Genomic DNA, 25782 nt, shown 5'->3' with positions numbered 1-25782 from the left:
ACGAAATGTCAAGCGGGCGCGCCGTAGCCGTGGCCCCAGCTCAGCCCGTAGACCTCGGGGTCGCTCTCGATCCGGACGCCGTAGAAGGTGGACTCCATGACCTTGCCGATCTCCCGGACCACCTCGGCGGCGTCCGGGGCCGGCGCCTGGGCGATCACCTCGTCGTGCACGGGTAACAGCAGGTGATCGCCAAGCCCTGCCTCGAAGAGGTCGACGAGCGCTTGGGCCAACAGATCGCGGCTCGTTGACTGCACGACGTAGTTGGTCGCGGCGTAGAGACGGTCACGGTCGAGGGGCAGATGCCGCCCGCTCGGGGTGACCACCTCGCGCCGTCCCCACTCGGCGCGGTTCATCAGTCGTCGCGCATACCGCCGGATTTCGGGGAACGTCGCGTCGTACGCCGCGAGTGCGGACTTGACGGCGCTCATGTCAGCGCCAGTCTGCCGCGCGATAGTCGCTGCACCGCCGCCGTAGACCTTGCCGAACCCGACCGCCTTCGCGATTTTTCGATGCAGTTTTGTGAAGCCGGAACCGAAGACCTTCTCGGCGGTGAAACTGTGCAGGTCGACGCCGTCGGCGATTGCCCGGATCATTGTCTCGTCGCCGGAGAGGGCGGCGAGTACCCGCATTTCGACCGCCTGGTAGTCGGCGGCGATGATGAGTTGTCCTGGGTCGGCAATGAATGACCGGCGAATTGTCCAGTCGGAGGACGGAAGTTGCTGAAGCGGCGGGCGGCTGACGGACATGCGGGCGGTGCGGGCCTGAAGCCCGCCGATGAACGGGTGGAGCCGGTCTGCGGAGTCCTTCAGGTCGAGGAAGGCTTGCGCGTACGACTCGGCCCATTTGCCCGCTCGCTTGGATCGCACGACCGCGTCAGCGAGGGGATTCGGTCGGCGGGCCTCGATGCGCTGCCACTGGAGATCCAGGTCGGCGAGAGGAAGCAGTACGTTCTTGTCCACCTTGGGTGCGCCGGAGCTGGTGCGCTCGGTCAGCGCTTCACCCATGGCGAGCAGTGCTTGCGCCACCTGCGTCGGTGAGTTGACGTTGGCGACTCCGTACCGAGCCGCAACGGCCTGACACCGCTGTGCTTCGATCAGGAGATCGGCCTTGAGCTGCTCGACGTAGGGCAAGTCGATACGCATTCCGCGTCGCTGGAGGATCGCCAGGATGACTTGGAGGTGGTGCTCGAACTTGCTCAGGCGGTCGAGTCCGATGTCGCGCACCATCGGGGCGATCTCGTCGAACAGCCGCCGCGCGAGCAGCACGTCGAGTCCGGCATACCGGAGGTACAGCTCGTTGTCGATCGGGATGCGTGCCCAGCCCGTCGCCTTGGTGGCGCCGAGTCGCCGGAACTCCGCGGTGAGACCGCCCTGGGTGTCCGGGGCGGTGGGGTCGACGTACACAGTCGAAAGCGGCTTCAGGCCGAGGCCGATGCCGCCTTCGGCTTCCGCGCGGGGGTCGAGCAGGTGGGCCAGGACGCGTGTGTCAAAGACCCGCCCGCCCAGCTCTTCGACGCTCACGCCAAGATGGCGGTCGATGACCAGCAGGTCATAGGCGGCGTTGTGAACGACGAACGTCCGACGCTGGCGTAGGGCGCGGGCGATGGCCTGCGCAAAGCAGTCTGCGCGCAGGACCCATGCCTCACTGCGGTTGCCGAACTGCACGAGCCGCAGCGCGTGGCCGGGCGTGTAAACGTCGAGGCCGGTCGTTTCGGTATCGAGGGCGAGAAGGCGGTCGCCTTGGGCGAGCCACGCCTCGAACGCGGCGAGGTCGGTGGGCCGCTCCGGAACGTTGATCCGGCATTCTTCGCCCGCCACCCAGTGATGCAGGGTGATCACGGAGTCTCCTTGGAATATGCGAAGGGCCGCCCTCACGTGGAGAGCGGCCCTTCGGCCGGGGCGGGCGTTGACTAGGCGGAGCAGGCGCCTCCGCAGCAGCCGAGATCCGACGGTGGTGGCTCGGCCGGGTCGACGTCGGGCAGGTCGGGCACCTGGCACGTTCGGCAGGAGGGGCGGCCGCAGTCCAGGCCGTCGAGGTGCGCCTCGAAGACGGCATCGGGCTCGGGCCCGGGATCGCCGCAGACGTTCGCGGCGAACAGCGGACATGCCTGGCAGCCGCCGGAGACTCCGCAGTCGCCGCCGGAACCTCGATCGGGTTGGAAGGTCAATGGCACGAGCAGCTCCTAGACGAAGTCGTTGAGCGACGGGGACGTAGCGAGGCTTGTGCCAGGCGAGTCGGCCAGCGGTGAGGGAGCTGTTCGCGGTTCGGCCAAGATTTCTTCCGCGGGTGCGTTGTCGGTGGCGCGGGCGCGGCGGATGCCGGTGAAGTAGACCCCGCTGTTCGCCTTCTTCTTCGAGGCCCCGCGTTCCTCCAGCGCGGCGAAGAAGGTGCGGCGGGTCCACCGTTCCTTCGGCGGAAGGTTCTCCTCGTCGGCCCAGGCGAGGTATGCGTCGTAGGCGAGCTTGCCGGTGATGCGGCCGTCGTCGTCGATGACGAGCACGCCGGGGAGCAGGCCCGCCAGGGCGTCGGAGGTCTGCCGGTATTCCTTGGTCGCATCGACGATCGGCGTCGGATCGTCCAGCCCGTTGCGGTACCACTCGACAGCGCCGCGTACGGCCCAGGCCAGGATGCCGCGTGCCTCGGCGAGCAGCTTCTCGCCGAGTTTGTGGTCACGCTCAGACGGCGCGAAGTACCGCTCGAAGGGGATCAGCTTCACGCGCCGCCATAGGCCCTCGTCCTGGCCGCGAAACTGCGGACGGAAGTTGGTGGCCAGCAGAAGCAGGAAGGTCGGCCGGAACTCGAAGAACTCCTTACGCATGAAGCGCGCGGAGATCGCGTCGCGGCCGGTAACCCGCTTCAGGATCGCCTCGGCCATGGGGCGGCCCTGCTCGCCCTCGGCGGCCATGACCAGCCGGGCGCCCTTCAGCGCGGCGAGGTCGTTCGGGATTCCACCTGACGTGCGTTCCTCGAAGGTGGAGAACGGCGTCGTCACGGTGTGCTCCCGGAAGACCTCGGTCAGCGTGTCGGTGAGGACGCTCTTGCCGTTGGCGCCCGTGCCCCACAGCACCGCGAAGCATTGCTCAGCGGTTGATCCGGTGATGCCGTACCCGACGAGCCTCCGCATGTAGTCAGGAAGGCCGGCGTGCCTCGTCTGACTGGGGAAGATCTCGCGGAGGAACTCCTCCCACCGCGGCGCGGTCGCCTCGGGATCGAAGTCGAGGTCGACGCGGCGGGTCAGCAGGTTGGCCGGATCGTGCGGGAGCAGGGCGCCGGTTCGGAGGTCGATCACACCGTTTCGTACTGCAATCAGGTGATGGTGCCGATCGAAGCTCTCCAGATCGGCCGCCACGCCCCGCAACGCCTTCAACTCACGAACCATCGCGTCGATGCCTCGGGAGCTGTTCGCGTTGCGCGCGAACGCCTTCAGCTTCCCGACGCGGGCCGCGAGCATCTTCACCTCGCCTGCTGGGTCGCCCGCCTGCTTGATCGCCTCCACCTCACGGGCGAGATCGGCCGCCTCTGCCCACAGCGCCATGGCAACGTCCTGCGCAGCCGTGCGAACTTCGTCGAGCCGGTCAGGCCGCCAGACCCCGCCGCGGAGGACGAAGAAGCCCGCCTCGGGCGAGTAGCGCACCCCGGAGCCTGCGGCCTCGAAGTGGTCCCGCAAACGCCGGGCCGAGGCGACCTCGGTCAGGTCAGCATCGGTCCAGGCATCAACCCGCACGGCGACCCCACCGAGGGTGGGAGCCGCCGCCACGGAACGCGTCAGGTCGGTGGCGAAGGCATCAGGGTTGCGGGCGCGCCAGTCGGTCAGATCGTCGCCGTCGCGGGGCGGCCGAACCTTCCGGACGTGCTCGCCGCGCTTCGCCAGCTCGGCGGCCAGCGTGCGGGCGAAGCCGTCACCTGCGGCGTCCGCGTCGCCGCAGATCACGATCGGTCGGCCACCCGCCATGCGGACGATGTCGTCCGCGACGCTGGCAGCAAGGCCCGCACCCCGCACGAGAACGACGTCATACCCGACCGCGCAGGCGGTCAGCCCGTCGCCGGGGCCTTCGGTTACGAGCACCTCGGCCCAGCCTGCCTCGCCGGGCAGCCAGCCGACCTTGGCCCAACTCGCGCCCTCGGGCGATTTCGCACCGAGCCAGCGCACGCGGGCGGCCGGCTCAAGCGCGCGGGCCTGGTAGCCGCGGGGCACGCCCAGCTCGTCACGGAAGGGCACCACGAGTCGTGGGCCGCCTCCGAGCCCGACGGCGTAACCCAGGCCCAGCCGTCCACAGGCGGCGGTGTCCAGGCCGAAGCGGTCGAGAGCGTAGGTATAGGCGGCGGCCCCATGCTCGGCGAGATCGGCGGTCCAGCGATCGAGGTCGGCGGCGAGCGCCGCCACGGCGGCCGAGCCAGCGGGAGTCGATGTGGAGACGGCTCGGGTTCTGACCTCACCGGGCTTGACGGTCTCCAGGTCGGCCCAGGACATGCCGAGGGCTTCCAGCACCCCGGGCGGGTCTGCGGGATCGCGGCGGCTGGTGGGACAGCCAGCGCGGCACTTGAGCAAGATGCGGCCGGAGTCCGACACAGCGATGCGCAGTGAGGGCCGGGTATCGGTGTGCGCGGGACATGGGACGACCCAGCCGTCCCGCTCGTCAATCACCTGAGCAAACTTGCCGAGCAGGTCATCTAGGGTCACAGGCTTCCCCTCGTCATCGGAAGTGGACGAGAGGCGAGTCGGTCAGGGGCGGCCGAGGTGTTCACGGCGTGCCGGATCCGCGACGCTGGCTTAGCGCTGAGGATTGCAGAGTCGGCGGCGGAGCGCGTAGCCTCCCTCCGTACCCCTGAGACACGCACAGCGGCCGGGGGGAACCCTCTCAGTTCCCACCCGCCCGAAGGGGTCTACCAATGGATTGCGATCATCCCCGCAGCGACCGGCCACACACCCATGAACCGCACGTACCAATCAACTGGCCTCAAGGACATGTGTCGGCCCACCTGACCGGCGACGAGTTGTCTGAGTGCGTTCGGCTTACGGTGCACGGTGTGGATCACTACTTGCACTCAACGACCGCCCGAGAGTTGGCCAACGCCATCGAGGTGGTCCTAGAGGACTACAACAAGAAGGCGATCGCGGAGGGTGTCGATCCTGTCTAGCCTCTGAGTGCGTGTTTGAGAGTGGTGTCGCACGGCGTGTCCCTGCCGATGGCCCGGACGCCGTGAAGCTGGCGGGGTGGAGCGTGAGCGGCGGTATCCGTCGGACCTGACCGATGCGCAGTGGGAGATCGTGGAGCCGATGCTTCCGCTGATCAAGTCGCCGGGTCGAATCCCGAAGCATCCGCGCCGGGCGATCGTGGACGCGATCCTGTACGTCGTGCGGACCGGCTGCTCGTGGCGGCAGATGCCGGTCGACTTCCCGCCCTGGCAGACGGTGTACTGGCAGTTCCAGCAGTGGGAGCAACGCCAGGTCACCGAACGGATCCTGGAAGAGCTCCGCGAACAGGTCCGGCTCGCGGAAGGCCGGGATCCCGAACCGTCGGCGGGGATCATCGATTCGCAGTCGGTCAAGGGTGCCGACACCGTCGGCAGGGACTCCCGCGGCTACGACGCTGGTAAGAAGATCAACGGCCGGAAGCGGTTCATCGTCACCGACACCCTGGGCCTGCTGGTCGTGGTCTGCGTGATGGCCGCGTCCTGGCAGGACCGTGACGGTGCGAAGACGACGCTGCTCAGCACCTACCTGGCCACGCCGATCCGGCACGTGTTCGCCGATCAAGGCTTCGCGGGCCGGTTGGTCGGCTGGGCCGCCACCACGCTCAAGATGACGGTGGAGATCGTCCGGAAACCGGCGGAACAGCGCGGGTTCGTGGTGCACCCGAAGCGGTGGGTTGTGGAGCGCAGCCTGGCCTGGTTGACCGCGCACCGCCGGCTGGCCCGCGACTACGAACGTGACCCGGCCGTCTCCGAGGCGTTCATCCGGTGGGCCGCGATCAACACCATGGTCCGCCGCCTCGACCGTGGCCGACCCGCCACACGCCAAGCCCGACGCGTCTTCAACACACCCGAATAGCGCCTCTCTCAAACACTCACTGAAGGGCTGGCGCGTCCTGCGCTGCTGACAGCGCGGTGGTGCCAGTGCATTTAGGTGGTCCTGCCGTCGAAGATGTCGCCGCATTCGGTGGATACGCTGCGAAAGTGCTCCTCGACCTCGTGCTGCGCCGCGTAGGTTGCTAGCAGCTTCTCGGCCCGGCGAAGCCGCACGAGCACGTGAGCAAAAGTAGCGACCGTCGTCACGGCGTAGCCTTGCCTCACGTCTCGTCGGATGCGCTTGATGAAGGCGACGCCATAGGGCTGGCCTGCGTTGTGCTTCTGCTTCTCGGCGCCGTCCAGACCCTCGCGGATCGCGTCCTGCCACGACTTGTAGTCCTTGGCCTGGCCGACGAATGGCGTCAATCCATGCAGGTCACCGACGTCGCGGAGCCCCGCTTGCGCCGGACGGTAGGCGTCGATGCCGACAGTCCGAAGGAAATGGACGAGGGCAGTCTCCCAGCGTGTGCCCTTTGCCTTGTTTGCGTTGCTCACGGGTCTCCTCAGTGAAAAGGCCCCGAGACCGGCGGGCTCTTGTCCTCGCCGGCCCCAGGGCCAAGTCATGCGCGAATCATTTGACGCATCTGGCGGCGTCTACTTGACCGGACCGATCACATCGATGACCGGCTTGGTGAACTTGCGGAGCTGGCCAGCGCTGGTGTACTCGACGATTTCCAGGCGGAGCCATGCCTCGGCCGGGCCGTCGATGCTCGCGAGTGCGGCCTCGGTGGCGACGATGTCTTTCACCAGCGACCAGGAGCCGGAGGTGAACTTGAAGCGGCCGAGGTCGGGATTGTCGGCGAGCCGGAAGAAGGTGGTGATGTTCGGCTGGCAGCCGGTGCCGCGCTTGCCGGCCTCCTTGCGCTCGGCGAAGCTGGCCGGGCATTCGCACGGCCTGCCCTTCGCGTCGTCGCCGGTCTGTTCGACTCCGTCGCAGCGCCGGATGGCTCCTGCGCGGCCCCAGAGAACCATTTCCTGACGGATAGCGGAGGGTCCGTCGAGGATGACCTTCACCTTGGCGGCCTTGGTGAAGACCTCGATGTTGTCCTCGCCCTTGGTCTCCCAAGTCTGGGGCCTATCACCGCCGTACAGCTCGTTGATCGCGGCGGCGACGTCCGGGTCGCCGGAGGTGACGCGCCATTCGGTGAGAGCGGCGGGCCGGTTGTTGATGCTGTATCCCGAGCGGAAGCGGCCGACGAGGTCGTCAGCGAAACGCTGACGCTGCTTCGGCGCGGCCTCGGGGTCGGTCTCGAAGATGCGCAGGCCCAAAGGGGTGCCTCCTGTGTATTGGCGCGGGCGCCCTGCTAAGCCGGGTCGATTGAGTCGGGCGGCGGTCAAAGCGCCGACCCCGCGCTGTGCTGGTCACATGGCGAGTCGGCCAGCAGCGGGCGGGCTGTTCAGGTGAAGCTCGGCAGACCGGGTGGCCGGGTGATTGACACGGTGGCCTTCGAGGTGGTCGGGGCGTGCCCGAGGATCGCGGCGATGCGCGCGGAGCGGCGGGCGCCCATGTGGGGCAGGATCGCGCGCATGATCGCCTCGGCCTTCGGCCCGGAGACTTCGGCGTGCCACATCGCCGAATGCGGGGCGGGGCGCATCGAGAGCCGGACGCTAACGCCGAAGAGCGTCGCGGCCCGTCCGATGACGTCGCGGTCCGTCATCGCGACACGGACGCGCGGATAGCGGCTCCGGTGCAGGTCAAAGGCCCCTTCGCCTTCGAGCAGGCCCGCCAGCCAGACAACGTCGGTGTCGGTCGCGTACTCGATCATGCGGACCGCCTCGCTCGGCGGCCTTGGGCAGCCAGGCTCGATCGGTTGAGCGGGTCGCCGATGACAGTCTCCTTGATCTCCTTCTCCCACCGGAAGACGTGCCGCAGGTGGAGGAAGAAGTCGAAGACTTCAGGGCCGGTCTGGACCGGCACGAAGGACCAGCCCTCCGGGCGCACGTGCAGGACGGCGCCGCCGTCGCCCGCGGGTAGCGGTACCCGGGAGCCGTCGGGGCGGATGATGTAGTCGGCGTTGCGGTATGCCGCGAGTTGGAGTGCGACCTCCGGGTGAATGCCGCTTCGGGTTGTCTTCCAGTCCAGCCAGACGGCCTCACCGCCGATGGTGGCGAAGGCGTCGAAGCTGCCCGCGTAGTCGTACTGCTCGCTCCACACCGTTTCCTCCATGAAGATGAAGTCCGGTGTGAACTCTTGGAGGAAGGCGTCGAAGTGCTCGACGTATGGCCGTAGCTCGGGGTGCAGGCGACCGACGGAGTCGCCCTTCGCCAGAGTCTCGAAGTAGTCGTGTACCTCGGTGCCGATGTCGGCGGCCTTCTGCGTCTCGCGGTCTGGTGCCCGCTTCAGAAGGTCGATGGCGCCCTGGGCGTCGGATCGCAGGGCGATGTTCACGATCTCGCCGAGGTTTGCGAGCGCGTACTCGGCGACGACCTTGGAGGCCCAGGGGCGGAGGAACGACTTCGGGAGCATCCCGATGATGGACGTGACGCCGGGCGTCTTCGCGCCGGTCTCGGGGTTGACGTAGAAGCGGGAGTCGCCCCGCTTGATCGTGTTGATCTTCGGAGTGGTCACGCGATGTGTGGCCCTTCGTGCGGGTACTGGGACACTCCGCAAGTCGGCCAGCCGTCGCGCGGCTGTTCAGAACATGACAAAGCCCTGGCCGGAACATGCCGGCCGGGGCTCGGTGTGACGAAGTGACGGAACGAGCGTCACTTCCTATTGGTGTTATAGGAGGAGAAGAAGAACTAGAAGAAGAATAGAGAGTGACGGTAGTTCCGTCACTTCGTCACCCGGCGGTCGCTGCGCCCCGCGCGATGGCTGCCAGTGCCGCGGCACGCTCCGCCAGCTCGTCCAGCAGCGGGGCGACCTGCTCGCGGCTGGTCCCGTCCAGCGCCTCGATTGCCTCGGGTGGCGTCTCCCTGAGCGTGACCAGCGCAGCAACGAGTCCCCGAAGGACGTTGTTGCTGTCCCCGAGGTTCAGCGCGCGAGCTGCGCTCAAGAGCTGGCTCCTTCGTTGGTATGCCTCCCTCGAACGGTCGGCCTGGGGCGATTCCTTCAGGTCCAGGCTGGCCAGCTCATCGGGGCTCAGCCGCTCGCGGATGTAGCGAGAGACGTGGTAACGGACGCTCGTCTGTACTTTCCGCGCCTCGTCCTGTTTAAACCCTGCTTCGGAATAGCAGTCCCGCATGAAGTCGCGGTACTTCCATGTGCGACCGGCCCAGTCAGGGTTTCCGTCATCGGTGATGAAGTATTCGCGTAGGTCCACGGTCAACTCACCAATGATGCGCTTGAGGCTCGTACGCTGGTCCTCATCTTGGGCGCGGTGCAACGTACGAAGGTTCTTTATCAGCTCTTGCTCAAGCTCGGCCTTCGGGCGCGAGGGTGCCATCGTCGCTGTCATCTCTCCTTGATGCCCTTCGTCCAGGGCGGTCACGTTGTCGCCAGTGTAGGTGCGTCAGGGTCTTTGCGCATCTACCCATCCGGCCCGCGGTGTTGCGGATCGCATCGCGCCGCGTCGTTACACAAAAAAAGCCCTGCAAGGCCCATGTAAGGACCGTGCAGGGCTGTGGGTGAACCTTAAGGGTCAGCTAAGGCAGCGACCGGGGGTTCGATGTCGACCCAGGACCCAGGCGTCCACCCTGTCGAACATGTGTTCGATATCGTTGGTGTTTCGGAGGATCTCAGCGATCGGGTAGTCGGCCATCGCCGTTTCACTTTCGTGCTGGTCAGACTCGTCCAACCCTGGCCGCGTGATTCGGAGCAGGGTCGCTCCTCTGGCGAGAAGGGCGTCGGCTTCGTTGGGGAAGCGCACGTCGGTGACGACGGCCGGCGTCGCGCAGCCGTCGAGCGCCGATAGCACGGGACATATCCAGAAAGCGGGATCGACTTCCCGGATTGCGGTGCCGTAGTTCTGCAAGAGCCGCCGCACCTCGGGGATCTCCTTTGCCGACTCCCAGCCTTCCTGGGCGACCACCTCGGACAGACGATAGGAGGCCCATGTCGAGTCCATCGGCAGCACGATCGGGTCCAGACGCAGTACCGCCTCACGCAGAAGATCAGCGAAGGCGAAGCGTGTAAACGCGTGTGTGTGGACGAGGCGCTGTGCCACGGTGTCCTTTCCGACCCGCTTGCGGCCAACCAGTCCAATAAGTGGCGATGCCATCAGTCCTCCTGATTTGGAAGTTGTCCGGCGAGTCGGTCAGGGCCGCGCAACTGTTCAGGAAATGCGCACCTGTTTAGGTAAGAAGGAAGGCCCCGCCCCGAAGATCCGGGGCGGGGCGACGGGTGGGCGGTCAGGCGGGCGGGTCCAGCTCGTCGTCCGCCTCGGTGGCGACGGGTGCGTCATCGGAAGTGGCGTCGGCAACGGCGGTGGCCGGGGCGGGAACGAGTGTGGGCGGGGCGGGAACGAGGGGCGTACCGTCCGCCGCCCGCGGGCTGGCGGTCGGGGTGACGTGGCGTCGCGTCCAGAACGCGGCGACCAGTGGGCCACCGACGGCGATCACTTCCACGACCGCCTCGCGGATGTCCGCCGGAATGGCGATACCGGCGTGGGCGAGGGCGACGACGACCAGGCCGACGACCGCGACGGCGGCGGCGCGGCTGGTCAAGGGCTGGCGGGACACGGGCGGCTCCATCAGGAGTAGAGGCGGGCAAGCAGTGGCGTGAGGGCGGACACGATGGCGGCGATGGTGGCGACGGCGGACCACATCGCCCGGGGTGTGACGGTCGGCGTGGCCTCCAGGTGGCGGAGGCGGACTTCCTGATCGTCGAGGCGGCGGGTGTGCTCGTCGCCCTTCGTGCTTTGGATGGCGAGGGCGGCGTCGACCTTGCCCTCCAGCCGGGCGAAGGCGATGAGGACCGAGGCGGAGCCGCCCTCGTCGGGCGGCGGAGCGGGCTGGGTCACGGGCGGCTCACTTTCGGAGGGCGGCGATCGTCTTCGGCCCGGCGATCCCATCGACGGCGAGCTTGCGTGCCCGCTGAAAGCTGCGTACCGCGGCGCCGGTCTTGGGTCCGAAATCGCCGTCGATCGTCAGCTTGGCGCCGTGGAGGTTGAGCCTCCACTGAAGCTCCCAGACGTCCGCGCCGACGTGCCCGGCCTTCATCTGGCGCGAGCCGTACGCGCGCTTCGCCAGTCGTGCGGGTGGCTTCGGCATGGTCGGGGTGCGCGGCGGGGCGGGCTTGGTGACGACCGGGCGGGGACCGGCGATAAGGCTGATCTCGATGAGGTACCGCTTGAACAGCGGGGTCAGGTCGCGGCCTGCCTTGGTCGCGTCGCGGAAGAACGACACATGGGTGTGGAAGGTGTGCGAGCGGTCACCGGTCGAGCGCTTCTTCAGCCGGTCCCAGCGCTTCACCGTCTTGCCGTCGAGGCTGTAGATGACCTCGCGGATGTCCCGGGTGTCGCTGGTGCCGGCCTGGCACTGGGCCACGAGCCAGGCCGAGAAGGTGCGCAGGGTGTGCGTCTTTCCCTTGACGGTGATAGAGAAGTAGCCAACGTCGAGCGCCGATGCGAAGGCCGACAGCCCTGCCTTGTCGCGGGCCGATTCGGTCGCGGCATAGCCGGTGTGGGACTGCTCGGGGAGGCCCAGGTGGTATGAGTTGCCCTGACGGACGTGGGCGGTGTCGCCGACGATGCCGACCTCCATCGGGTCCAGGTCGGCTGGGTAGGCGGTGCTGTGCTCGTGGATGTCGAGGTGGTCGAGCAGCAGGGCTCGGACCGCCTTTAGGTTTGCGGGTGCGGTGGTCACAGGGATTCCTTCCAGGCACGCGGAAAGGGCGCCCGCTGGTGTGGGCGCCCTTCGCGTGAGTCGATGGAGTTAGAGCGGCAGGCCCCAGACGGCGGCGAGTGGCGTCGCGGCGTCGAAGGTGGTGGTCATCTGCACGCGGGTGACACCGTCGAGAGTGGTGACGCCCTGGTAGGCGATCTCGATCGTGGCGCCGGTGTCGGTAATGTCGAGCCAGCCGAACGCCTGCAAGGTGCTCGGTGCGGTGTGGTAGTAGCCTGCTGACCAGGGTTCGCCTGGCGCGACCGAACCTTGCTGGATCGGTGCCCCTCCGGCCTGTGGGATGCCGTAGGCGCCAGCGGCGGAACCGTCGTCAGCGCAGATGGCGTGCCGGTCGCCGAAGATGACGTAGACGCGCACACCGTTGGCCTTGATGAAGGCGTTCAGGTCGGCGAACTCCGCGCTGTAACTTCCCCAGCGACCGGAAGTGACGGAGTCCTGCCGCCAGTAGTAGTTACCGCATATGACTTTCACGGGCTGGGGGTCGAGAAGCCGGGCCTTGAGCCATGCCTTCTGCTCGGCGCCGAGCATCGTCTTGTCTGGCCCGTCGGGGTCGGTCTGCGGGTCGCGGTAGGAGCGGACGTCGAGCTGGATGAAGCGGACCCGGCCGATGACCCACGAGTGGTAACCGCCGCGATGGTCGGAGGCCGGTAGCGGGTAGGTCGGGAAGACCCGCCGGTACTGGGCGGCCACGATCGGCCCGGCAGCGGCATTCTTGTCGCTGGTGTCGCCGCCCCAGTCGTGGTTGTCCCACAGATAGTTGAACGGGATCTTGGCCAGGTGCGGCGCCATACTCTGCGACCCGAGCGACGTCAGGTGCTGGGCTACCACGTCCGCTGCGGTGGTTGTCGGCCCCCAGTCGCGATAGTTCAGGTCGCCCATGTGGATGCCCATGAGCGCCCGCCCGTAGGGGCCGAAGCGTTCCAGGATCGCCGCGTAGGTCGAGTCGGTGGGCACGGTCCACTGGCAGGAGCCGAACCACACGGAGAATGAGGCGGCGGTACCGACGCGGGGGAAGGTCCGGACCTGTCCACGTCCGGCGTTCAGGACAACGCCGTCGGCCTCGATGCCGTAGAACCAGAGCGTGTCGGGTGCCAAGCCTGTGATGGGCAGTTTCACGAACCCGTCAGCGTCCGGTGCGACGGCCGCGCTGAAGGTCGGCGCCGCCAGGTCCAGCGTGGTCGAGGCGACCAGCCGGACCGTGCTGCCGCCGCTGAGCCGGTAGACGGCGGTGAACCCGGTCGAGGTGACCGCGCCGGACCAGGGGCCATTGAGGATGCTCGGTGCCGTCGGCGAGGTGGGCCATCCGGTTTTCGCCCAGTCGACGTCGTCGACCACGACGGTAAAACCGGCGACGGCCGAGCGGACCGCGCCCACCAGGCAGGCGATGGTGCCTGCCGCGCCGAGGGTGTCGAGCGTGGCGGGAGAGGTGATGGTCTCGGCAACCTGCCCGGAGCCATTGAAGATGACGGCCTGGAGCTGACCTCGGGTGGTGGAGAATGCGAGGACGGCGAGGCCGACATCGATCCACTGGTTCGCGGCGTATGTCGTCGCTGCGGTGCCCAGAACGACGGCGTTCTTGTCGCGGAGCTGAATCCGGCCGGTGTTGATGATACGCAGGTCGCCGAGGAAGGCGCCGGAGCCGTCCGCGATCACGAGCAGCCGTACCCCGGTCGCGTCCGGGGGCATAGTGGGCAGCCGGAACCGGGCGCGGCCGTAGACCTGACCGGCCGTGTCGACCGAGACGGACGCCGCGCGCTGGAGGTAGCAGGGCGATGCGGTGGTGACGAGCTGGGCGGCCCGTGTGCCGCGGTATGGGTTGGCGTCAATGACGGTCGCGCCGCTGGCGCCTGCGAGGAAGTCGAAGCCCGCCGCTGTCGCGCTGAACGGGCCGAGCGGCAGTCCCTCGAACGTGGAGACCGTCACTATCGTGCCCTTTCGGCGAGTACCTGGATGACGAGGTTGCCGCCGGAGGACCCCGAGGCGATGTCGGCGCTGAGGTAGTCCTCTGGTGCGAGCGTGATCAGCTCGGTGGGGGCGATGCGTCCAGTTGTGTAGAGGCCGGAGGCGATTTTCGGCCGGGCGGCGGGGGTGCTGAAGACGCTGGCGCCGTTGCGGCGGACATCGACGACGAGGTCGCCGGTCGGGGCCGTGCCGACCGACGCGCGGATTGCCGCGATGTTCAGGGTCATGCCGGTGTCGTTATAGAGCCGCGAGAGCCCGATCTGCGGGCCGGTGACCGCGCCTGCGACGGTCAGCGGCGGGAGGATGACCGGAATCTCGGGCGTCGCGGGTGTCTGGAGGTCTTCGATGAGGTCGGGCAGGTCGGTGGTGAGGATCAGGACGCGCGGCCCGGAGCCCGCCTGCGCCCACATCGTCAGGACGGAGGCGCGGAAGCGGGGGAGGGCGCCGACGCCGTAGGCGCCGGAGCCGTCTGCGGCGATCACCTGAGTGATCGGTGTGCCGTCCGCCGTCACGAGATCGGTGATCTGTGCGCCGCCGGTTTGCGCGGTCCAGAACGTCACGACGGCGCCGGGAGCCAGGGTGACCACGTTGCCGGCCCCTGCAGTGATGACGTAGGCGGCCAGGTCACCGCCAAACCAGTAGTACGTCACGAGGCCCCTTTAGTTGAGCGCGACCGGCCACACACAGGTGGCGAGGTCGATGAACTGGTTGGCGGTGATGTTGGCGCCGTAGACATCGACGGTGATGGCGCCCGTGGGGGCGAAGCGGAGCACCGCCTGGGCGCCGGTCATGCTCACGTTGGAGGCGTGTCCGAAGGTCACGCGGGGCCGGTAGCCGTTCGGCAGGGTGAGCAGTGGCGCTGCTGCTGCCGAGGGGGTGAGAGTGCCGCCGGTGCGCCGGATGCCTCCGGCCATGTACGCGATGCCGTTGAGCCGGAACAGGTACAGCCCGGACGCGGCCCATCCGGCAGCGAGTGAAGGGGTGGTCGTGCCCGCGTCGTCGAGCACTGGTACCCAGCGCACGCCCGTGGAGATGTAGGCGCGGCCGGTGTCCTGTTCGTAGATGTAGCGGCCGGGCAGGTGCGGGGGTCGGCTGTCGACCGTGCAGATGATCTGCCCGTCCTCGCCGAGGTACCAGGCGCGGGTGCGTTGTACGGAGAGCGCGCCTCCGGACATGCGGACTTCGGCGAGCGGAATCTCGTACCAGTCGGTCGGGCCGGTGCCGTTGAACGGCGTTGGCGCGGTGTCGCCCGAGCCGGTCCGGATGGCGGTGCCGACGCGGAAGTTGTCGTCGCGGTTCAGGCGCAGCACGACGAGGTCGACGCGGGGAGCACCGGTCAGGCTGGGCGTGTAAACGGTCGGTGACGTGCTGGCCCACGGGAAGCCGCGAAGGACTCCCTTCAGGCCCTCGCGGACGATGACCTGACCACCGCTGACGCTGACCGGCGGCGGATCGCCGGGGTTGCCGTTCAGCCCGTCCGGGGCCTGCGGCGCGGCGAGAGCTTCGTACTGGTATTCGGTGAGAGAGCCGGTCGCGCTGAGCGGGGACTCTTCAGCCATTCAGATTGCCTCCAGACGCGCCAGGCGGCGCCCGAAGGCGCGCATCATCGCGACCCAGGACGGGTCGGTGCTGGCGGATTGGGTGCCGACGACGGCGGATACCTGCTCGCCTTCGTCGGGAGTGACGGTGATGGTGACGGCGCGCACGATGTCGGCGACTTCGATGCCACTGGTCAGCTCGACGGACACGAGGTCGCCCAGGTCGTAGTGCACGCCGTAGCGCTGTGTCGGTACGTCGATGGTCACGGATTCGAGCTGCGCGGACGCGCCGGCCTCGGCCAGGGCCTCGGTACCGGCGGCGGCCAGTTCGGCGGTGATCAGGGTGTCCCGGCGGTCCACGACGGTCACGTAGCGACCCCACTGCGGCAGGTCCATCGAGGAGACCTCGACGAATGTGCGGGTGGTGCCCTCGCCGGAGCCGTCGCCGACGATGGCGACGGTCGCGGTCGGCGCGGCCGGGGTGTACTTGTACGAACGCAGGTTGCCCAGGCCCCGGGAGAACCGGACCTCTCCGCGCAGGTCACGCGGCTGGTAGACCTGAAACTCGATGCGGTCGCCGACCTGCGGCGCGCGGAAGCCGAGTCCGCCACCCGCCAGCGCAGCGGACCTCAACGCGTCGCCGAGCGGGTCCAGGCGGAACCCCATCGTCACTGCGGCGCCGACTCCGGCTGTGGGGCCGAGGGCGAGTTTCGGTATCCGACGGGCGGGCAGCGCTGTCGCGCCCACGTTCTCGACGACCAGCGACCGCATAACGGTCTCGGCGCTGACGGCCGTGTAAACGCGTCGGGATGCGGCCTGCGCGGTGATCGCGTGCGCCGGGTCGGGGTAGGCGACTTCCGCGACGATCGCGGCCTCGTCGCTGGCGAACCCGATCGTTGTTGTGCCTGCGCCGGAAGTGGTGCCGTCGATGCTCCACTCTTCGGCACCGGGTTGCTCGATCGGCCCGGCCATGACGATCCCGCCGGGATAGCCGGTGAGCGGGTCGGGGTTGCGGATGACGACGAGGCGGTTGCCGGGAGCGAGTTGGTCGGCGGATACCCCGTCGGCCGCTGCGGTGATGGTGCCGCTGCCGGGCTCGTTGAACCGCAGGGTCATGTCGACCTGGGTCCAGCGGGTGATCGGATCGCCGATGATGCGCAGGTTGCGGTCGGTGATGAGGATCGTCAGTGCCATGGCTCAGGCCGTCTCGAATCGGGGGAAGAACGACAACGCGATCGCGGTCGCTGCGGTGGCGCCCGCGACCGAGAAGGTGACCTCGTTCAGCCCCGAGTCGAGGCCCCACAGCACCGCGCCGGGCCAGTTCAGGGCGGCCGTGAGTACCTCGCCGGACGGGCCGCGGACGGTCGGCGTGTCGGTGGTGATGGTGATCGCCTGCCCGGCGTCGAGCCGATGGGTCAGCACGAACGACTGCCCGAGGGTGCGGTTGATCGCGGTGAGGGAGGTCGACGGGCCGGTCAGCGTCCACAGCGGCCAGGCGTTGCCCTCGCCGGGGTTGACGATGTCGGTGTCGCCGAGGACGCGACCGGAGGACAGCGCGGGGAAACCGGTCAGGAACCGTCGCGGGGCGGGTGTGGTGAACAGCAGGCTCAGCGGTTCGGTGTCGCGGAAGTAGGGGTCCTCGCAGTACAACGCGAGAACGGTGGTGTCGTGGGTGATGCCCTGGCCCGGCTCGCCCTGGAAACCCTCTTGCAGCGTGCAGGCGATCTCCCGGTCGGAGCCGTCCGGGCGGGTGATCCGGAGCTGGCCGGGGCCGAGACGGCGGGTGAGCTTGAACGCCCGCGTCAGGGTCCGCCAGCGCGTGAGGAACTGCTGGTGCGAGTCGGCCCAGACCAGCAGCGGCCAGTTGATGATCCGGGGCTGGTCTTGGATGTGGCGGATGCGGGCGCCGCCGCGCGGGTGCGGGTCGGTGGCGATCTCGACGGGTACGGCGCCCAGGCCCCCGACCTCGTCAAGGGTGACCCAGCCGAGGTCGGGTGTGGTGAGCGGCCATTGCTGGCCGGTTGGGTCGATGTATGTCGCGGTCGGGGTCCGAAGATCGGACTCGGTGAACGTCCTACTAGGGGCGGGAGGGTCGATGACCTGCCCGCCCCTGGTCAGCAGAGGCATTAGCGCGCCCTTCCGGCGCGGGCCTTGATCGCCTGTCGCTCCTGAAGCGCCTGGAGCTGGGCGAGCGTTGCCCGCGAGTCGTGCAGGTGGTAGTGCGTCTCGCCTGCGGCAGCGGGTGCGCGGGCGGCCAGCGCGTCGGCGAGGCTGACCGTCCGGGCCGTGGGCAGCGCTGTCAGCGCGTCGAGCGACTTCGTGACGGTGCCGGACGAGCGGTCCACGCCGAGCGCGAAGCCCTCGCCGACGAACCCGCCGAGGCGGGCGAAGACCCGCGACGGCGACTTGATGCCGAGCTGCTTGCGGATGGTCCTGACCATGGACCTCGCAATGCGAGTCATCGCCTTCTCGATGGCGCCCATCTGCGACTCCAGGCCCCGGACCAGGCCCCGGGCGGCGTCCACGCCGCCTTGGTAGAGGGTGCTAGCCGCGTGCGAGCCGACCGTCGAGGCGGTTTCGGCAAGCGCATTCTGGATGGCGTTGACCTGGCTGATCGCGGCGCTGCCACCGTTGAGTAGTGCCTGCGCGGTGCTCAGGCTGTCCGGCCCGTTCTCGACGAGCTGGCGGAACGTCGTCGCGTTGAGTCCGGCCGCGCGCAGCTTGTCCAGCACCGCACCGAACTGCTGAGCCTGGGCGAGCTGGCCCTGCATCGCCTCGATGATGCTGTCGGCGTTATCGGTGCGGATGTTGGCGATCGAGCCGGTGCCGATGATCGCGTCACGGATGCTGCCGGAGAACTCGTCGCGGGCCTTGATGGCGTTGGCGAGCGACTCCTTCGCAGTCTTGAGCCGGCCGTTGAGGACGTCCCACCGCTTCGCGAGCGCGTTGATCTGTGCCTGGCGTGGGGCGAGCGCCGCAGTCAGCGCGGCGACGCGCGATGCGGCAGCCTTGGCGCTGAAGCCCTGGCTGCGTAGCGCGGTGAGTGCTTGGTCGCCGAGCTTGCGGGCGGTGGTCGTGACCTCGTCCATGCTGCCGGCCATTCCGGCGACGAAGCCCTTGGTCGCCCACTGGCCCAGCTCGCGCATCTTCCGTGACGGTGAGCGGATGGCCAGGGCGCTGCGCACCGTGCCGAGCACGATCGATCCCAGAGAGCGGGCCGTGGCCTGAAGTGCGCCGATGCGGGTCTTGAGGCCCTGGATGAAGCCAGCGATGGCCTGGGCGCCCATGGCGAACAGCGCCGAACCGAGGCCCGCGAGCGCACCGACGAACCGGGAAGGCAAGGACGCGACCAACGCCGCCGCTGCGTTCACGTTCTGGGCGACCGCCGCCCGGAACCGGGCGAACCCTTGCGCGGCGGCGATCAGCGGCCCTGCGATCAGCCGGATGGCCGCCACGATCGCGCCCGAGGCAACGACGACCGCCGTATGGACGCGGCCCATGGCGTCGGATACGCGAGCGACCCACGATCCGACGAGCCCGCCGAGGGCCTGAAGCCGGGCCGTCCACTGGGTGAGCGTGGCCAGCAGGCTTTGGAGCTGCGGGATCCACTCGTTGACCGCCTTGCTCGGCAGCTCGGCCAGCTTGTCGATGAAGTCCTGGATCTTCTTCTGGTTTTCGGGCTTACCGAGCCAGTCCTGAATCCGTTGGAGAACGACGACCACGCCCGCGAGCAGGCCGTCGCTGGCCTTCTTCGAGCTGGGGAAAAGGATGGCGATGAGGCGGCCGACGATGCCGACAGCTAGTTCGCCGATGCGCCATACCTCGCCGAGCGTGCGGGCGGCCTGCTGCATGAAGGTCGTCAGCGCGCCGGTCTGCGCGGCCTGCGAGATCCACGCCGAGAACCGCTCCACGATGCGGGCCAGACCGTTGCCAAGCCCGTCGAGGAACGGGACCGAGGCGGCGGCCAGCTCACCGAAGGCACGGATCAGCGGACCGATCGCCTGGCCGATCCGGTCGATGAACGCACCGAAGCCGCCTATCGCGGTCTGAATGTTGGCGACGAAACTCTTGTCGCTCAGGGCAGCAGCGGCCTGCCTGACGAAGGCGTTGATGCGGGTAGCAAGGTCGCCGAGCGAGGTGTGCAGCGGAACCAGCCACGACCGCGCCAGCCGCCGGACCGTAGCGGCCAGGCCGTCGAAGACCTTGCCCTGCACGAACCGCTGGAGCTGGCCGAACGGCTTGCGAAGCCGGGCGATCTCCTGCACGAACGTGCGAGCCGAGGGCGCGAGCTTGTCCAGCGTCGCGCGGGACACCGTGCCGGTCTGCGACAGCTCGGAGAAGGCGTCGCTCAGACCCCGCGAGGCGAGAGCCAGCACCCCGATTGTTGCGGCCCCGCCAGCAGCTACGGTGAACAGCGCCCCGGCCGTGCCACCGACGAGGGAGACGACCGGGGCCAAGGCCAGGAAGCCCGCAATGACTGCGGGTATCGCCGCCGCCACCGCGAGCAGGGCGCCGACGAGCAGGTTCAGCCCGCCGGTCGCCGCCGTGCCCGATGCGGTCGCGATAAGGCCGGTGATCGCGGACAGCGCGGCAGTTCCAGCCCCGCGAAGGGTCTCGTTGACGTCTGCCGCGAACGAGGTCACCGCCTGCTTCGCCGCCGCGAAGCCCTCCTCGGCGCCTTGGATCAGGCCACCCGCGACACCGAACGCCAACGACGTGCGAAGGGTCTTGTCCTGGCGTTGCGCCAGGCCGAAGAGCCCACGGAAGCCGCGTGTGAAACCGTCGGTGAACGCTCGCCGGACGCTGTTGCGCAAATGCGCCTCGACGCCGTCGGCGCCCTTGCCGGCCCCGTCCCGGATGCCCCGGGCGGTGGACGCCGAGGTCTGCTCGTGGATCGCCCGGCCCAGCGCACGGCTGTCGACATCGGCCAAGCCGTCGCCGAGACCCTTCGCGGCCTGCTCGCTGATCGCGTCGCCGATCTCCTTGGTGAACGCGGCGAGCGGCGCCTTCGTGTCCGTGCGGAGCCTGCGCAGGAAGCCCTTGGCGCTGGGGATGATCGACAGGGTGGCGTACCCGACGTTAGACACGGGCCTCCTTCCGTGAGGCTTGGGCGACGCGAAGGCGCTGGGCGCGCAGGCGGGCGGCGAGGGTTTCGTGCCGAGTCGCGGCGGAACGCGCTGCGGCCGGTGTCGGCTTCAGCGGGTGCGTCTGGCCTGTGAGGGCCTCGAAGATGTCGGCGAGTACGAGGTCACCGGGAACGGCGCCGAGCGGGAGGCCGTGCTCGGCTGCCCAGGTCGCCGATCCGGGGGGCAGGTTCGCGATCAGGACGCTCAGGCGTCGCAGCGAAAGCCCGCCGGTCCAGAGCTGCGCGAGGTCGACGCCGTAGAAGTGGGCGAGGTCGGCCTCGACGGCGTCGCCGTGATGGCGCAGCAGACCGGCGAGCGCGGTCAATTTCCCTCGATACCCGCCGCCTTCTGTGCCTCGGTGAAGAAGTCGTTGAGGTCGCCGACGGTCCGGCGGGTCGAGCGGAACACGCTCCACTGCTCGTCGCCGACGATGAGGCGTACCGCCGTGGTGATGCGGCCCTCGTCGATGGCCTCCAAGACGTCGAGGTCCCAGTCCTTCGACGGCGGGATTTCGTACAGCTCGCCGTCGTACGCGAACTTGATGGGGGCGCCGATCGCCTCAGCGCGAGCGGCAGCGGTCTTACGCGGGGCAGCCATACAGGCTTCTCCTCCAGAGAGCAGGGCGCAGAGTGCGCAGAAAGAAGGCTCCGAGGTCGCCTCTGCGCGGGACGACCTCGGAGCCGGTAGGTGGCGCGGTTGACGCAGCCAGGTCAGGCGTGAACGGCGCCGGAGATCTCGGTGTAGAGGGTGCCGTCCGCCTCGGGGTACAGGATCACGGTGATGGTGTAGACCGTCAGCTCGGACTCGGACTCCTTGACCTCGTCCACCTCGGATACCTCGGCACGCTTGACGGCGCGGCGCACGATCTTGTCGTCGTCGCGCAGCTCGGCGCCGAAGGCGAACTCACGGCCCGCCGGGACCTTGATCTTCGAGGTGGTCACGCCGGCCGTGGTGGAACGGGTCGAGCCGGGGTTGACCAGGGCGAAGACGACGTCGTTGTCCTCCAGCGCGACGAACTTGACGGTCCGCTTGTGCTTGGACTTCGTCCGCTTCACCAGGATGTTGCCCCAGGCGTAGAACTCGTTGGTGTCCTCGTCGCGAGCCCAGCTCATGCCTTCCTCGCCGTCGAGAAGGCCGGCAACGCCCCAGCCGGCGCCCCATGGGCTTGTCAGGTCGGCAGGGCCAGCGGTTCCGGGGGTGTCGTGGATGTAGATGTCGGCGCCCTCCCAGAGGGCCGCCTTCGTCGGGTCGCCCGCCATGGGCTACTCCTTCAGGGGTGCGGGCGCAGACGCGCCGTAACGGTGAAAGCCGCGAGTGGGCGGCCGGTGTCCGGGTCGTCGGCCGGTGTTGGGCCGATCGGGTTGCCGAAGCCGCGCATGTCGGGGCCGCCCTCGTAATCCAGAAGCAGACCGAGCAGGCGCCACGCGAGAGCAGTGGACGCGGCCTCACTACGTGCCCAGACGACGACGCGGATCGGCGCCGAGGCGAGCACCGGCCAGCGCACGGCGGCGGTCCCCGCGCGGACCTGCACATACGGCAAGGTCGGTACGTCGCCCTCGGGAAAGTCGTCGTGGGTCTTGCTGCCGTATGCCGGGCCTGGCGCGAGCGCACGCAGCAGGGTCAGCGTGGTGAGCTGGGGATCGGCGAACACGGTCAGTTGTCGTCCTCTCGTGGTCGCTCACGTCTGCGCCTTCGGTGACGTCGGGGCTGGTCGGCGTTGACGTCGAGGCCGACGGTGCGCGCCGCTTCGGACAGGACCCCGTACTTCGCTTCGACGCCGAGCCCGCCGGGGTGGGCGATGGTGACGGCGTCGGCGGCGCGGTCGGTTTCGTAGCTGTGCCGCTCGACGGGCATCCGGTGCCGGGCGACGGAGTGATGTGTCTCTACGGCGTCCTGGACCTCGGCGGCCTTCGCGGTGACCGCGAAGGTCACCTCGGCCGAGCGCAGCACCTCGGCGATTCCGGCATGGTCGAGGCGAAGCCGGGCAGTCACGGCAGCCGCCTTGCGACCTTGACGAGCAGCATCACGGGCCGCGACGGCGAGCGGACAAGGTCGGGCTCGCCGATGACGTCGTAGTCGCGACCCGTGACGCGCAGCCGGTCGCCGCGCTGCACGTCAGCGCTGGGCGGCATGTAGACGGTGTCCCCGGTGAGGAAGCCGACGCCGTTAAGCTGCGCGGGGCTTGTCCAGCCCGAGCCGGGGTTGCCGTACTCGTCGGCTCCGGCCGGGCGCAGCACGGTCACTACGTCGGGGAACTTCACGGCAGCTCCGGATCGGTTGGCGGACGCACGCATTCGTACGGCGACGGCGTGCGAACCGTGTAAACGCTCGGGCGGCCCGTTGATCCGGTCGCGGCGAGCCGGATCACCCGGGCCTCGGCCGGGGTGAGGTAGGACGACGTCGCTCCCTGCGCGTACTGATATGAGTAGGGGCCGATGGTCTCGCCCGAGAAGCCGTCCGGGTTGCGGTAACCACGCAGGGCTGCCGCGATGACGACAGCGACTACCGCCGCAGGGGCGGTGATCGTGACACCGTCGGCGGCGACCCAGGTGACGCCCGCTTCCAGCCGGACGAGCGCGGACACGTCGTCGAGCGTCGCCGTGGCGCGGGCGAGGTCCGCGCCCGTCAGGGGCGGGCCGCCGAGACGGACTTGCATCGCCTCCACGGTCGCCAGCGGGGGCAGGCTCACGCAGCGCCTCCGATCAGGCCGGGACGGTGGAGGTCTTCACCCGGATCGCGGACTGCACGGACTCGACCGCCTTGCTGGTCGGGTTCATCCGCGGCCAGTCGATGCGCTGGCAGCCCAGGAACGTCGAGAAGATCGACCGGTCCTGAAGGTGCGTGGAGTCGTAGTCCTTGATCCAGCGCATCGCGAAGCCGTTGTTGGACTGCGTCGAGCCGAAGCTGACGCCGTCTGGCACGCGGGGTGCGCGGATGGCGAGGGTGAAGCTGTCCCGGTTGTAGGCGACGATCTCGTCGTCGGCGAGCCGGTTGCACTCGACGACGTTGAAGCCGCGCAGGTTGCCGACCTGAGCGCTGCGCAGCGCGGCGGTCGACCCAGACTCGGAGGCGTCCGTGATCGCCTTGGCGTCGAGCAGCTCGGCGTAAACGCCGGTACCGACGGCGGTCCACATGCCGGAGGCCGGCACGCCGTTGTCGCGCAGCATCTTGCGGATAGCGGTGAACGTCGGGACCGGGTTGGCCTTGTCGTAGCCGATGGTCAGCGTCTCCGGCACGGCCTGAAGCTCCGCAACGGCGGTGTCCTCGATGTCCTCGACCAAGGCGGTGATCTGAGGAAGCGTGACCTGCCGGGTGAAGTCCTCGATCGAGAAGGTCAGCTCCTCGTCGGTGACGTCGACTGCGGAGTAGACCATGTGGGTCATCGCGACTGGCACGGTCGACTCGCTCAGGCTGTCGGTGGTGATCGCGGTCCCAGCTTGGGCCAGGGTCCGGCGCCGGGCCTTCAGCGTCGCAGGAATGCGGACGTTGACGACGGTGCCTCGACCACCGCCGAAGTTCGCCTCGTAGTCACGGTTCATAGTCGCGGCGATCATCAGGTCGTCGCGGAGCAGGGTGAGCGCGGTGCTGAGCACCTGCTCAGGAATGACGAAATTGTGCGCCATCAGGCGGGGGTGTCCCTTCAGAGGATCGGATTAGTAGCCGCGGGCCGCCTTGGCGACGGCGACCGGGTCGAACCCCGACGCGTCGTCCCCTGTGCCGTGGCCCGGCTTGAGCCGGGGCTTCGGACGGCCGGGAAGCGAGTCGGTGTCGGGCTTGACGGCACCCAGCTCGTCGGCGAGAGCCTTCGCACTGGCGGTGATCTCGTCCGGCGAATCGCCGATAATGAACTTCGCGAGCGATGCGGGGATGCCGTAATCGCGGGCCGCGTCCTTACGGCGCAGCTCGTTCAGCTCGTGGGCCAACGATTCGCCGCGCTCGGTGGCCTTCTGGAGGTCGTTCTTCTCGGCGTCCTCGCGGGTCTTGAGCTTCGACTTCACGCCCGCCAGTTCCTCGCGCAGATTCGCAACGAGCCGTGCGGCCTTGTCGGGGTCGAAGTCGCCCTCCCACTTCGGCGCCTTGTCCGTCGTGGTCGAGGGGGCGGTCGTGTTGCTTCCGGCCGTGCCGCCGGTGTCGGCGGAGTCGTTCACGGGCTCGGTGGTCGGGTCGTCCGACAAGGTGTCCTCCTGGGACGTGGACGTGCGGCACTGCCGCACGAAGATGTGCTCGATTGCAAAGGTGCGTCAATTTGCTGACGCATGGTGCAGAACCGGCGGCGACTGGATGGTTGTTCTCTACCTAGGGGGCTTGGTAGAGTACGAGCATGTCCAGTGAGATTCGGATGACACAGGCGCTGCGGCTCGTGTTGCAGGTCTTGCTAGTGCGTCCCACCCATGAGATGTACGGGTTGCAGATCTGTGAAGCTGCTGGTCTGCCAAGCGGCACGATCCATCCGATCTTGGCGCGGCTGGAGAAACTCGAATGGCTGGAATCACGATGGGAGGACGTCGATCCGAGCCTGTCCGGGCGGCCACGGCGGCGGTACTACAAACTCAGCCCTGACGGTGCCGAAAAGGCGACCGCCGCGTTGGCGGCGGCGCAAAATCGACGTGCTGGCTGGATGTCCCGTCCTGTCGCGGGGGAGGTCACTGCGTGATCTCCACCAAGCGGATGGCGCGTCACATGGACTGCGTCAACGCTCTCGGCCCCATCCTCATGTGCGTGCGCGATCACACCAGAGACCTCCTCGCGCACCTCGTGCGAGGCTCAGTGGCCGCCAATGCCGAGACGGTCGATTTGGCGATGACGCTGGCCAAAGAAGTCGACCTCTTGGAGGCCCACACCGGCCTGAGCCAGCGGAACCCTTTCAGTAACCTTTGCCGTGACCTGAATTCAACCCTTGATCACGCCCTGTACCTTGCTCGCCATCTCGACAACCACCGGCTCGATCCCGCATTCCAGGACGTCGAACGGCTCGTGATTGCCCTCAACGATGCCCGTCGATTCATCGACTCGATGGTGGAGCAGCAGGCGCCGGCGCGGCATGGCGCATCTCCGGTACTCGTTGCTCGGCGACTCCTCAATGGGGCTGTGAAGGCCCTTCCTGCGTGCCATCGTTCCCGCTACAGCGAGGAATTTCGGAGCGAACTACACGATCTCGCGACGGCAAGGGCCACCCACTTTGAACAGGTGTGGTACGCACTACGACAAATCAATCTTGCGTTCGAGCTTCGGGCCGAGCTGCGTCGTCCCGCTCGCCGAGGTGCCCGCCCATGAGGACGCAGCGTTGGCTGGTGCCGTTAGCG

30 protein-coding genes are annotated in these 25782 nt (G+C 68.3%); 3 read left to right on the top strand and 27 right to left on the bottom strand.

The genetic code is table 11. The features are described 5' to 3' along the window. Positions 1 to 8: 8 nt before the first annotated feature. From ACMCNK_RS11035 to ACMCNK_RS11025, 3 genes are all read right to left on the bottom strand, one after another. Entirely contained in the window at positions 9 to 1838 is a 1830-nt protein-coding gene (locus ACMCNK_RS11035) for a DNA polymerase (RefSeq protein WP_412736297.1), read from the bottom strand. Between the two features lie 71 nt (positions 1839 to 1909). Continuing rightward, positions 1910 to 2173 carry a hypothetical protein gene (locus ACMCNK_RS11030; RefSeq protein ID WP_412736296.1) on the bottom strand — a complete coding sequence of 88 codons (264 nt, stop codon included), beginning with the start codon at positions 2171 to 2173 and terminating at the stop codon, positions 1910 to 1912. Between the two features lie 9 nt (positions 2174 to 2182). Next, positions 2183 to 4384 (bottom strand): phage/plasmid primase, P4 family, encoded by a 2202-nt coding sequence (locus ACMCNK_RS11025; protein WP_412736295.1) that lies wholly within the window; start codon positions 4382 to 4384, stop codon positions 2183 to 2185. Positions 4385 to 5215: 831 nt separating this feature from the next. Here ACMCNK_RS11025 and ACMCNK_RS11020 point away from each other — a divergent pair. Then, the gene (locus ACMCNK_RS11020) at positions 5216 to 6052 is read left to right on the top strand and encodes an IS5 family transposase (protein WP_412736294.1); all 837 of its coding nucleotides are present in this window, start codon (positions 5216 to 5218) and stop codon (positions 6050 to 6052) included. A gap of 71 nt (positions 6053 to 6123) precedes the next feature. Here the strand turns inward: ACMCNK_RS11020 and ACMCNK_RS11015 are convergent, their stop codons facing one another. The 24 genes from ACMCNK_RS11015 to ACMCNK_RS10900 all read right to left on the bottom strand — a co-directional run bounded on the left by ACMCNK_RS11015 (position 6124) and on the right by ACMCNK_RS10900 (position 24654). After that, positions 6124 to 6564, bottom strand: a complete 441-nt coding sequence (locus tag ACMCNK_RS11015; RefSeq protein WP_412736293.1) for a hypothetical protein — start codon at positions 6562 to 6564, stop codon at positions 6124 to 6126. A gap of 99 nt (positions 6565 to 6663) precedes the next feature. Further along, on the bottom strand, positions 6664 to 7338 hold the full coding sequence (locus ACMCNK_RS11010; protein ID WP_412736292.1) for a hypothetical protein: 675 nt from the start codon (positions 7336 to 7338) through the stop codon (positions 6664 to 6666). 128 nt (positions 7339 to 7466) lie between these two features. Continuing rightward, a complete protein-coding gene (locus ACMCNK_RS11005; protein ID WP_412736291.1) occupies positions 7467 to 7835 on the bottom strand; it encodes a hypothetical protein in 369 nt (122 codons plus the stop codon). Then, positions 7832 to 8638 carry a hypothetical protein gene (locus tag ACMCNK_RS11000; RefSeq protein ID WP_412736290.1) on the bottom strand — a complete coding sequence of 269 codons (807 nt, stop codon included), beginning with the start codon at positions 8636 to 8638 and terminating at the stop codon, positions 7832 to 7834. The genes ACMCNK_RS11005 and ACMCNK_RS11000 overlap by 4 nt, the downstream gene beginning before the upstream one ends. Before the next feature lie 214 nt (positions 8639 to 8852). Then, complete coding sequence (locus tag ACMCNK_RS10995) at positions 8853 to 9500, bottom strand: hypothetical protein (RefSeq protein ID WP_412736289.1); 648 nt, start codon at positions 9498 to 9500, stop codon at positions 8853 to 8855. A 150-nt stretch (positions 9501 to 9650) separates the two neighbouring features. Continuing rightward, positions 9651 to 10229, bottom strand: a complete 579-nt coding sequence (locus tag ACMCNK_RS10990) for a hypothetical protein (protein ID WP_412736288.1) — start codon at positions 10227 to 10229, stop codon at positions 9651 to 9653. Between the two features lie 130 nt (positions 10230 to 10359). Continuing rightward, positions 10360 to 10689 (bottom strand): hypothetical protein, encoded by a 330-nt coding sequence (locus ACMCNK_RS10985; RefSeq protein WP_412736287.1) that lies wholly within the window; start codon positions 10687 to 10689, stop codon positions 10360 to 10362. An 11-nt stretch (positions 10690 to 10700) separates the two neighbouring features. After that, entirely contained in the window at positions 10701 to 10970 is a 270-nt protein-coding gene (locus ACMCNK_RS10980; RefSeq protein ID WP_412736286.1) for a hypothetical protein, read from the bottom strand. Between the two features lie 7 nt (positions 10971 to 10977). Continuing rightward, positions 10978 to 11814 carry a peptidoglycan-binding domain-containing protein gene (locus tag ACMCNK_RS10975; RefSeq protein WP_412736285.1) on the bottom strand — a complete coding sequence of 279 codons (837 nt, stop codon included), beginning with the start codon at positions 11812 to 11814 and terminating at the stop codon, positions 10978 to 10980. A 69-nt stretch (positions 11815 to 11883) separates the two neighbouring features. Next, entirely contained in the window at positions 11884 to 13776 is a 1893-nt protein-coding gene (locus ACMCNK_RS10970) for an alkaline phosphatase D family protein (RefSeq protein ID WP_412736284.1), read from the bottom strand. Next, the gene (locus tag ACMCNK_RS10965) at positions 13776 to 14465 is read right to left on the bottom strand and encodes a hypothetical protein (RefSeq protein WP_412736283.1); all 690 of its coding nucleotides are present in this window, start codon (positions 14463 to 14465) and stop codon (positions 13776 to 13778) included. The genes ACMCNK_RS10970 and ACMCNK_RS10965 overlap by 1 nt, the downstream gene beginning before the upstream one ends. A gap of 9 nt (positions 14466 to 14474) precedes the next feature. Continuing rightward, entirely contained in the window at positions 14475 to 15374 is a 900-nt protein-coding gene (locus ACMCNK_RS10960; RefSeq protein WP_412736282.1) for a hypothetical protein, read from the bottom strand. Beyond that, positions 15375 to 16547, bottom strand: coding sequence for a siphovirus ReqiPepy6 Gp37-like family protein (locus tag ACMCNK_RS10955; RefSeq protein WP_412736281.1), 1173 nt, complete (start codon positions 16545 to 16547; stop codon positions 15375 to 15377). A gap of 3 nt (positions 16548 to 16550) precedes the next feature. After that, positions 16551 to 17480, bottom strand: coding sequence for a hypothetical protein (locus ACMCNK_RS10950; RefSeq protein ID WP_412736280.1), 930 nt, complete (start codon positions 17478 to 17480; stop codon positions 16551 to 16553). Next, positions 17480 to 20440: a hypothetical protein gene (locus ACMCNK_RS10945; protein ID WP_412736279.1), complete on the bottom strand. Its 2961-nt coding sequence runs from the start codon at positions 20438 to 20440 to the stop codon at positions 17480 to 17482. The genes ACMCNK_RS10950 and ACMCNK_RS10945 overlap by 1 nt, the downstream gene beginning before the upstream one ends. Next, a complete protein-coding gene (locus ACMCNK_RS10940) occupies positions 20433 to 20804 on the bottom strand; it encodes a hypothetical protein (protein WP_412736278.1) in 372 nt (123 codons plus the stop codon). The genes ACMCNK_RS10945 and ACMCNK_RS10940 overlap by 8 nt, the downstream gene beginning before the upstream one ends. Further along, positions 20801 to 21076 carry a hypothetical protein gene (locus tag ACMCNK_RS10935; protein WP_412736277.1) on the bottom strand — a complete coding sequence of 92 codons (276 nt, stop codon included), beginning with the start codon at positions 21074 to 21076 and terminating at the stop codon, positions 20801 to 20803. The genes ACMCNK_RS10940 and ACMCNK_RS10935 overlap by 4 nt, the downstream gene beginning before the upstream one ends. A gap of 113 nt (positions 21077 to 21189) precedes the next feature. Then, entirely contained in the window at positions 21190 to 21738 is a 549-nt protein-coding gene (locus tag ACMCNK_RS10930; protein ID WP_412736276.1) for a hypothetical protein, read from the bottom strand. Between the two features lie 11 nt (positions 21739 to 21749). Continuing rightward, positions 21750 to 22130: a hypothetical protein gene (locus ACMCNK_RS10925; RefSeq protein ID WP_412736275.1), complete on the bottom strand. Its 381-nt coding sequence runs from the start codon at positions 22128 to 22130 to the stop codon at positions 21750 to 21752. Between the two features lie 2 nt (positions 22131 to 22132). Continuing rightward, positions 22133 to 22471 carry a hypothetical protein gene (locus tag ACMCNK_RS10920; RefSeq protein ID WP_412736274.1) on the bottom strand — a complete coding sequence of 113 codons (339 nt, stop codon included), beginning with the start codon at positions 22469 to 22471 and terminating at the stop codon, positions 22133 to 22135. Beyond that, positions 22468 to 22740, bottom strand: coding sequence for a hypothetical protein (locus ACMCNK_RS10915; RefSeq protein WP_412736273.1), 273 nt, complete (start codon positions 22738 to 22740; stop codon positions 22468 to 22470). The genes ACMCNK_RS10920 and ACMCNK_RS10915 overlap by 4 nt, the downstream gene beginning before the upstream one ends. Continuing rightward, complete coding sequence (locus ACMCNK_RS10910; RefSeq protein WP_412736272.1) at positions 22737 to 23168, bottom strand: hypothetical protein; 432 nt, start codon at positions 23166 to 23168, stop codon at positions 22737 to 22739. Before ACMCNK_RS10910 ends, ACMCNK_RS10915 begins: the two co-directional genes overlap by 4 nt. 13 nt (positions 23169 to 23181) lie before the next feature. Next, on the bottom strand, positions 23182 to 24102 hold the full coding sequence (locus tag ACMCNK_RS10905; protein ID WP_412736271.1) for a P22 phage major capsid protein family protein: 921 nt from the start codon (positions 24100 to 24102) through the stop codon (positions 23182 to 23184). Between the two features lie 30 nt (positions 24103 to 24132). Then, a complete protein-coding gene (locus ACMCNK_RS10900) occupies positions 24133 to 24654 on the bottom strand; it encodes a hypothetical protein (RefSeq protein ID WP_412736270.1) in 522 nt (173 codons plus the stop codon). 146 nt (positions 24655 to 24800) lie between these two features. Between ACMCNK_RS10900 and ACMCNK_RS10895 the strand changes: the two genes are divergently transcribed. Both ACMCNK_RS10895 and ACMCNK_RS10890 read left to right on the top strand, forming a co-directional pair. After that, positions 24801 to 25133: a PadR family transcriptional regulator gene (locus ACMCNK_RS10895; protein ID WP_412736269.1), complete on the top strand. Its 333-nt coding sequence runs from the start codon at positions 24801 to 24803 to the stop codon at positions 25131 to 25133. Then, positions 25130 to 25753, top strand: coding sequence for a hypothetical protein (locus ACMCNK_RS10890; RefSeq protein ID WP_412736268.1), 624 nt, complete (start codon positions 25130 to 25132; stop codon positions 25751 to 25753). The genes ACMCNK_RS10895 and ACMCNK_RS10890 overlap by 4 nt, the downstream gene beginning before the upstream one ends. Positions 25754 to 25782 lie beyond the last annotated feature (29 nt).

The sequence above is a fragment of the Krasilnikovia sp. MM14-A1259 genome (genome assembly GCF_047159535.1).
Classification (GTDB): domain Bacteria; phylum Actinomycetota; class Actinomycetes; order Mycobacteriales; family Micromonosporaceae; genus Actinoplanes.
This window is presented reverse-complemented; position numbering and strand designations above follow the sequence as displayed.

Bases quoted from the DNA above. Each gene is read 5' to 3' on its own strand.
- ACMCNK_RS11005 (WP_412736291.1), bottom strand. From the start codon at position 7,835: ATGATCGAGTACGCGACCGACACCGACGTTGTCTGGCTGGCGGGCCTG.
- ACMCNK_RS10935 (WP_412736277.1), bottom strand. From the start codon at position 21,076: ATGGCTGCCCCGCGTAAGACCGCTGCCGCTCGCGCTGAGGCGATCGGC.
- ACMCNK_RS10960 (WP_412736282.1), bottom strand. From the start codon at position 15,374: ATGGCTGAAGAGTCCCCGCTCAGCGCGACCGGCTCTCTCACCGAATAC.
- ACMCNK_RS10930 (WP_412736276.1), bottom strand. From the start codon at position 21,738: ATGGCGGGCGACCCGACGAAGGCGGCCCTCTGGGAGGGCGCCGACATC.
- ACMCNK_RS10990 (WP_412736288.1), bottom strand. From the start codon at position 10,229: ATGGCATCGCCACTTATTGGACTGGTTGGCCGCAAGCGGGTCGGAAAG.
- ACMCNK_RS10905 (WP_412736271.1), bottom strand. From the start codon at position 24,102: ATGGCGCACAATTTCGTCATTCCTGAGCAGGTGCTCAGCACCGCGCTC.
- ACMCNK_RS10895 (WP_412736269.1), top strand. From the start codon at position 24,801: ATGTCCAGTGAGATTCGGATGACACAGGCGCTGCGGCTCGTGTTGCAG.
- ACMCNK_RS10955 (WP_412736281.1), bottom strand. From the start codon at position 16,547: ATGGCACTGACGATCCTCATCACCGACCGCAACCTGCGCATCATCGGC.
- ACMCNK_RS10950 (WP_412736280.1), bottom strand. From the start codon at position 17,480: ATGCCTCTGCTGACCAGGGGCGGGCAGGTCATCGACCCTCCCGCCCCT.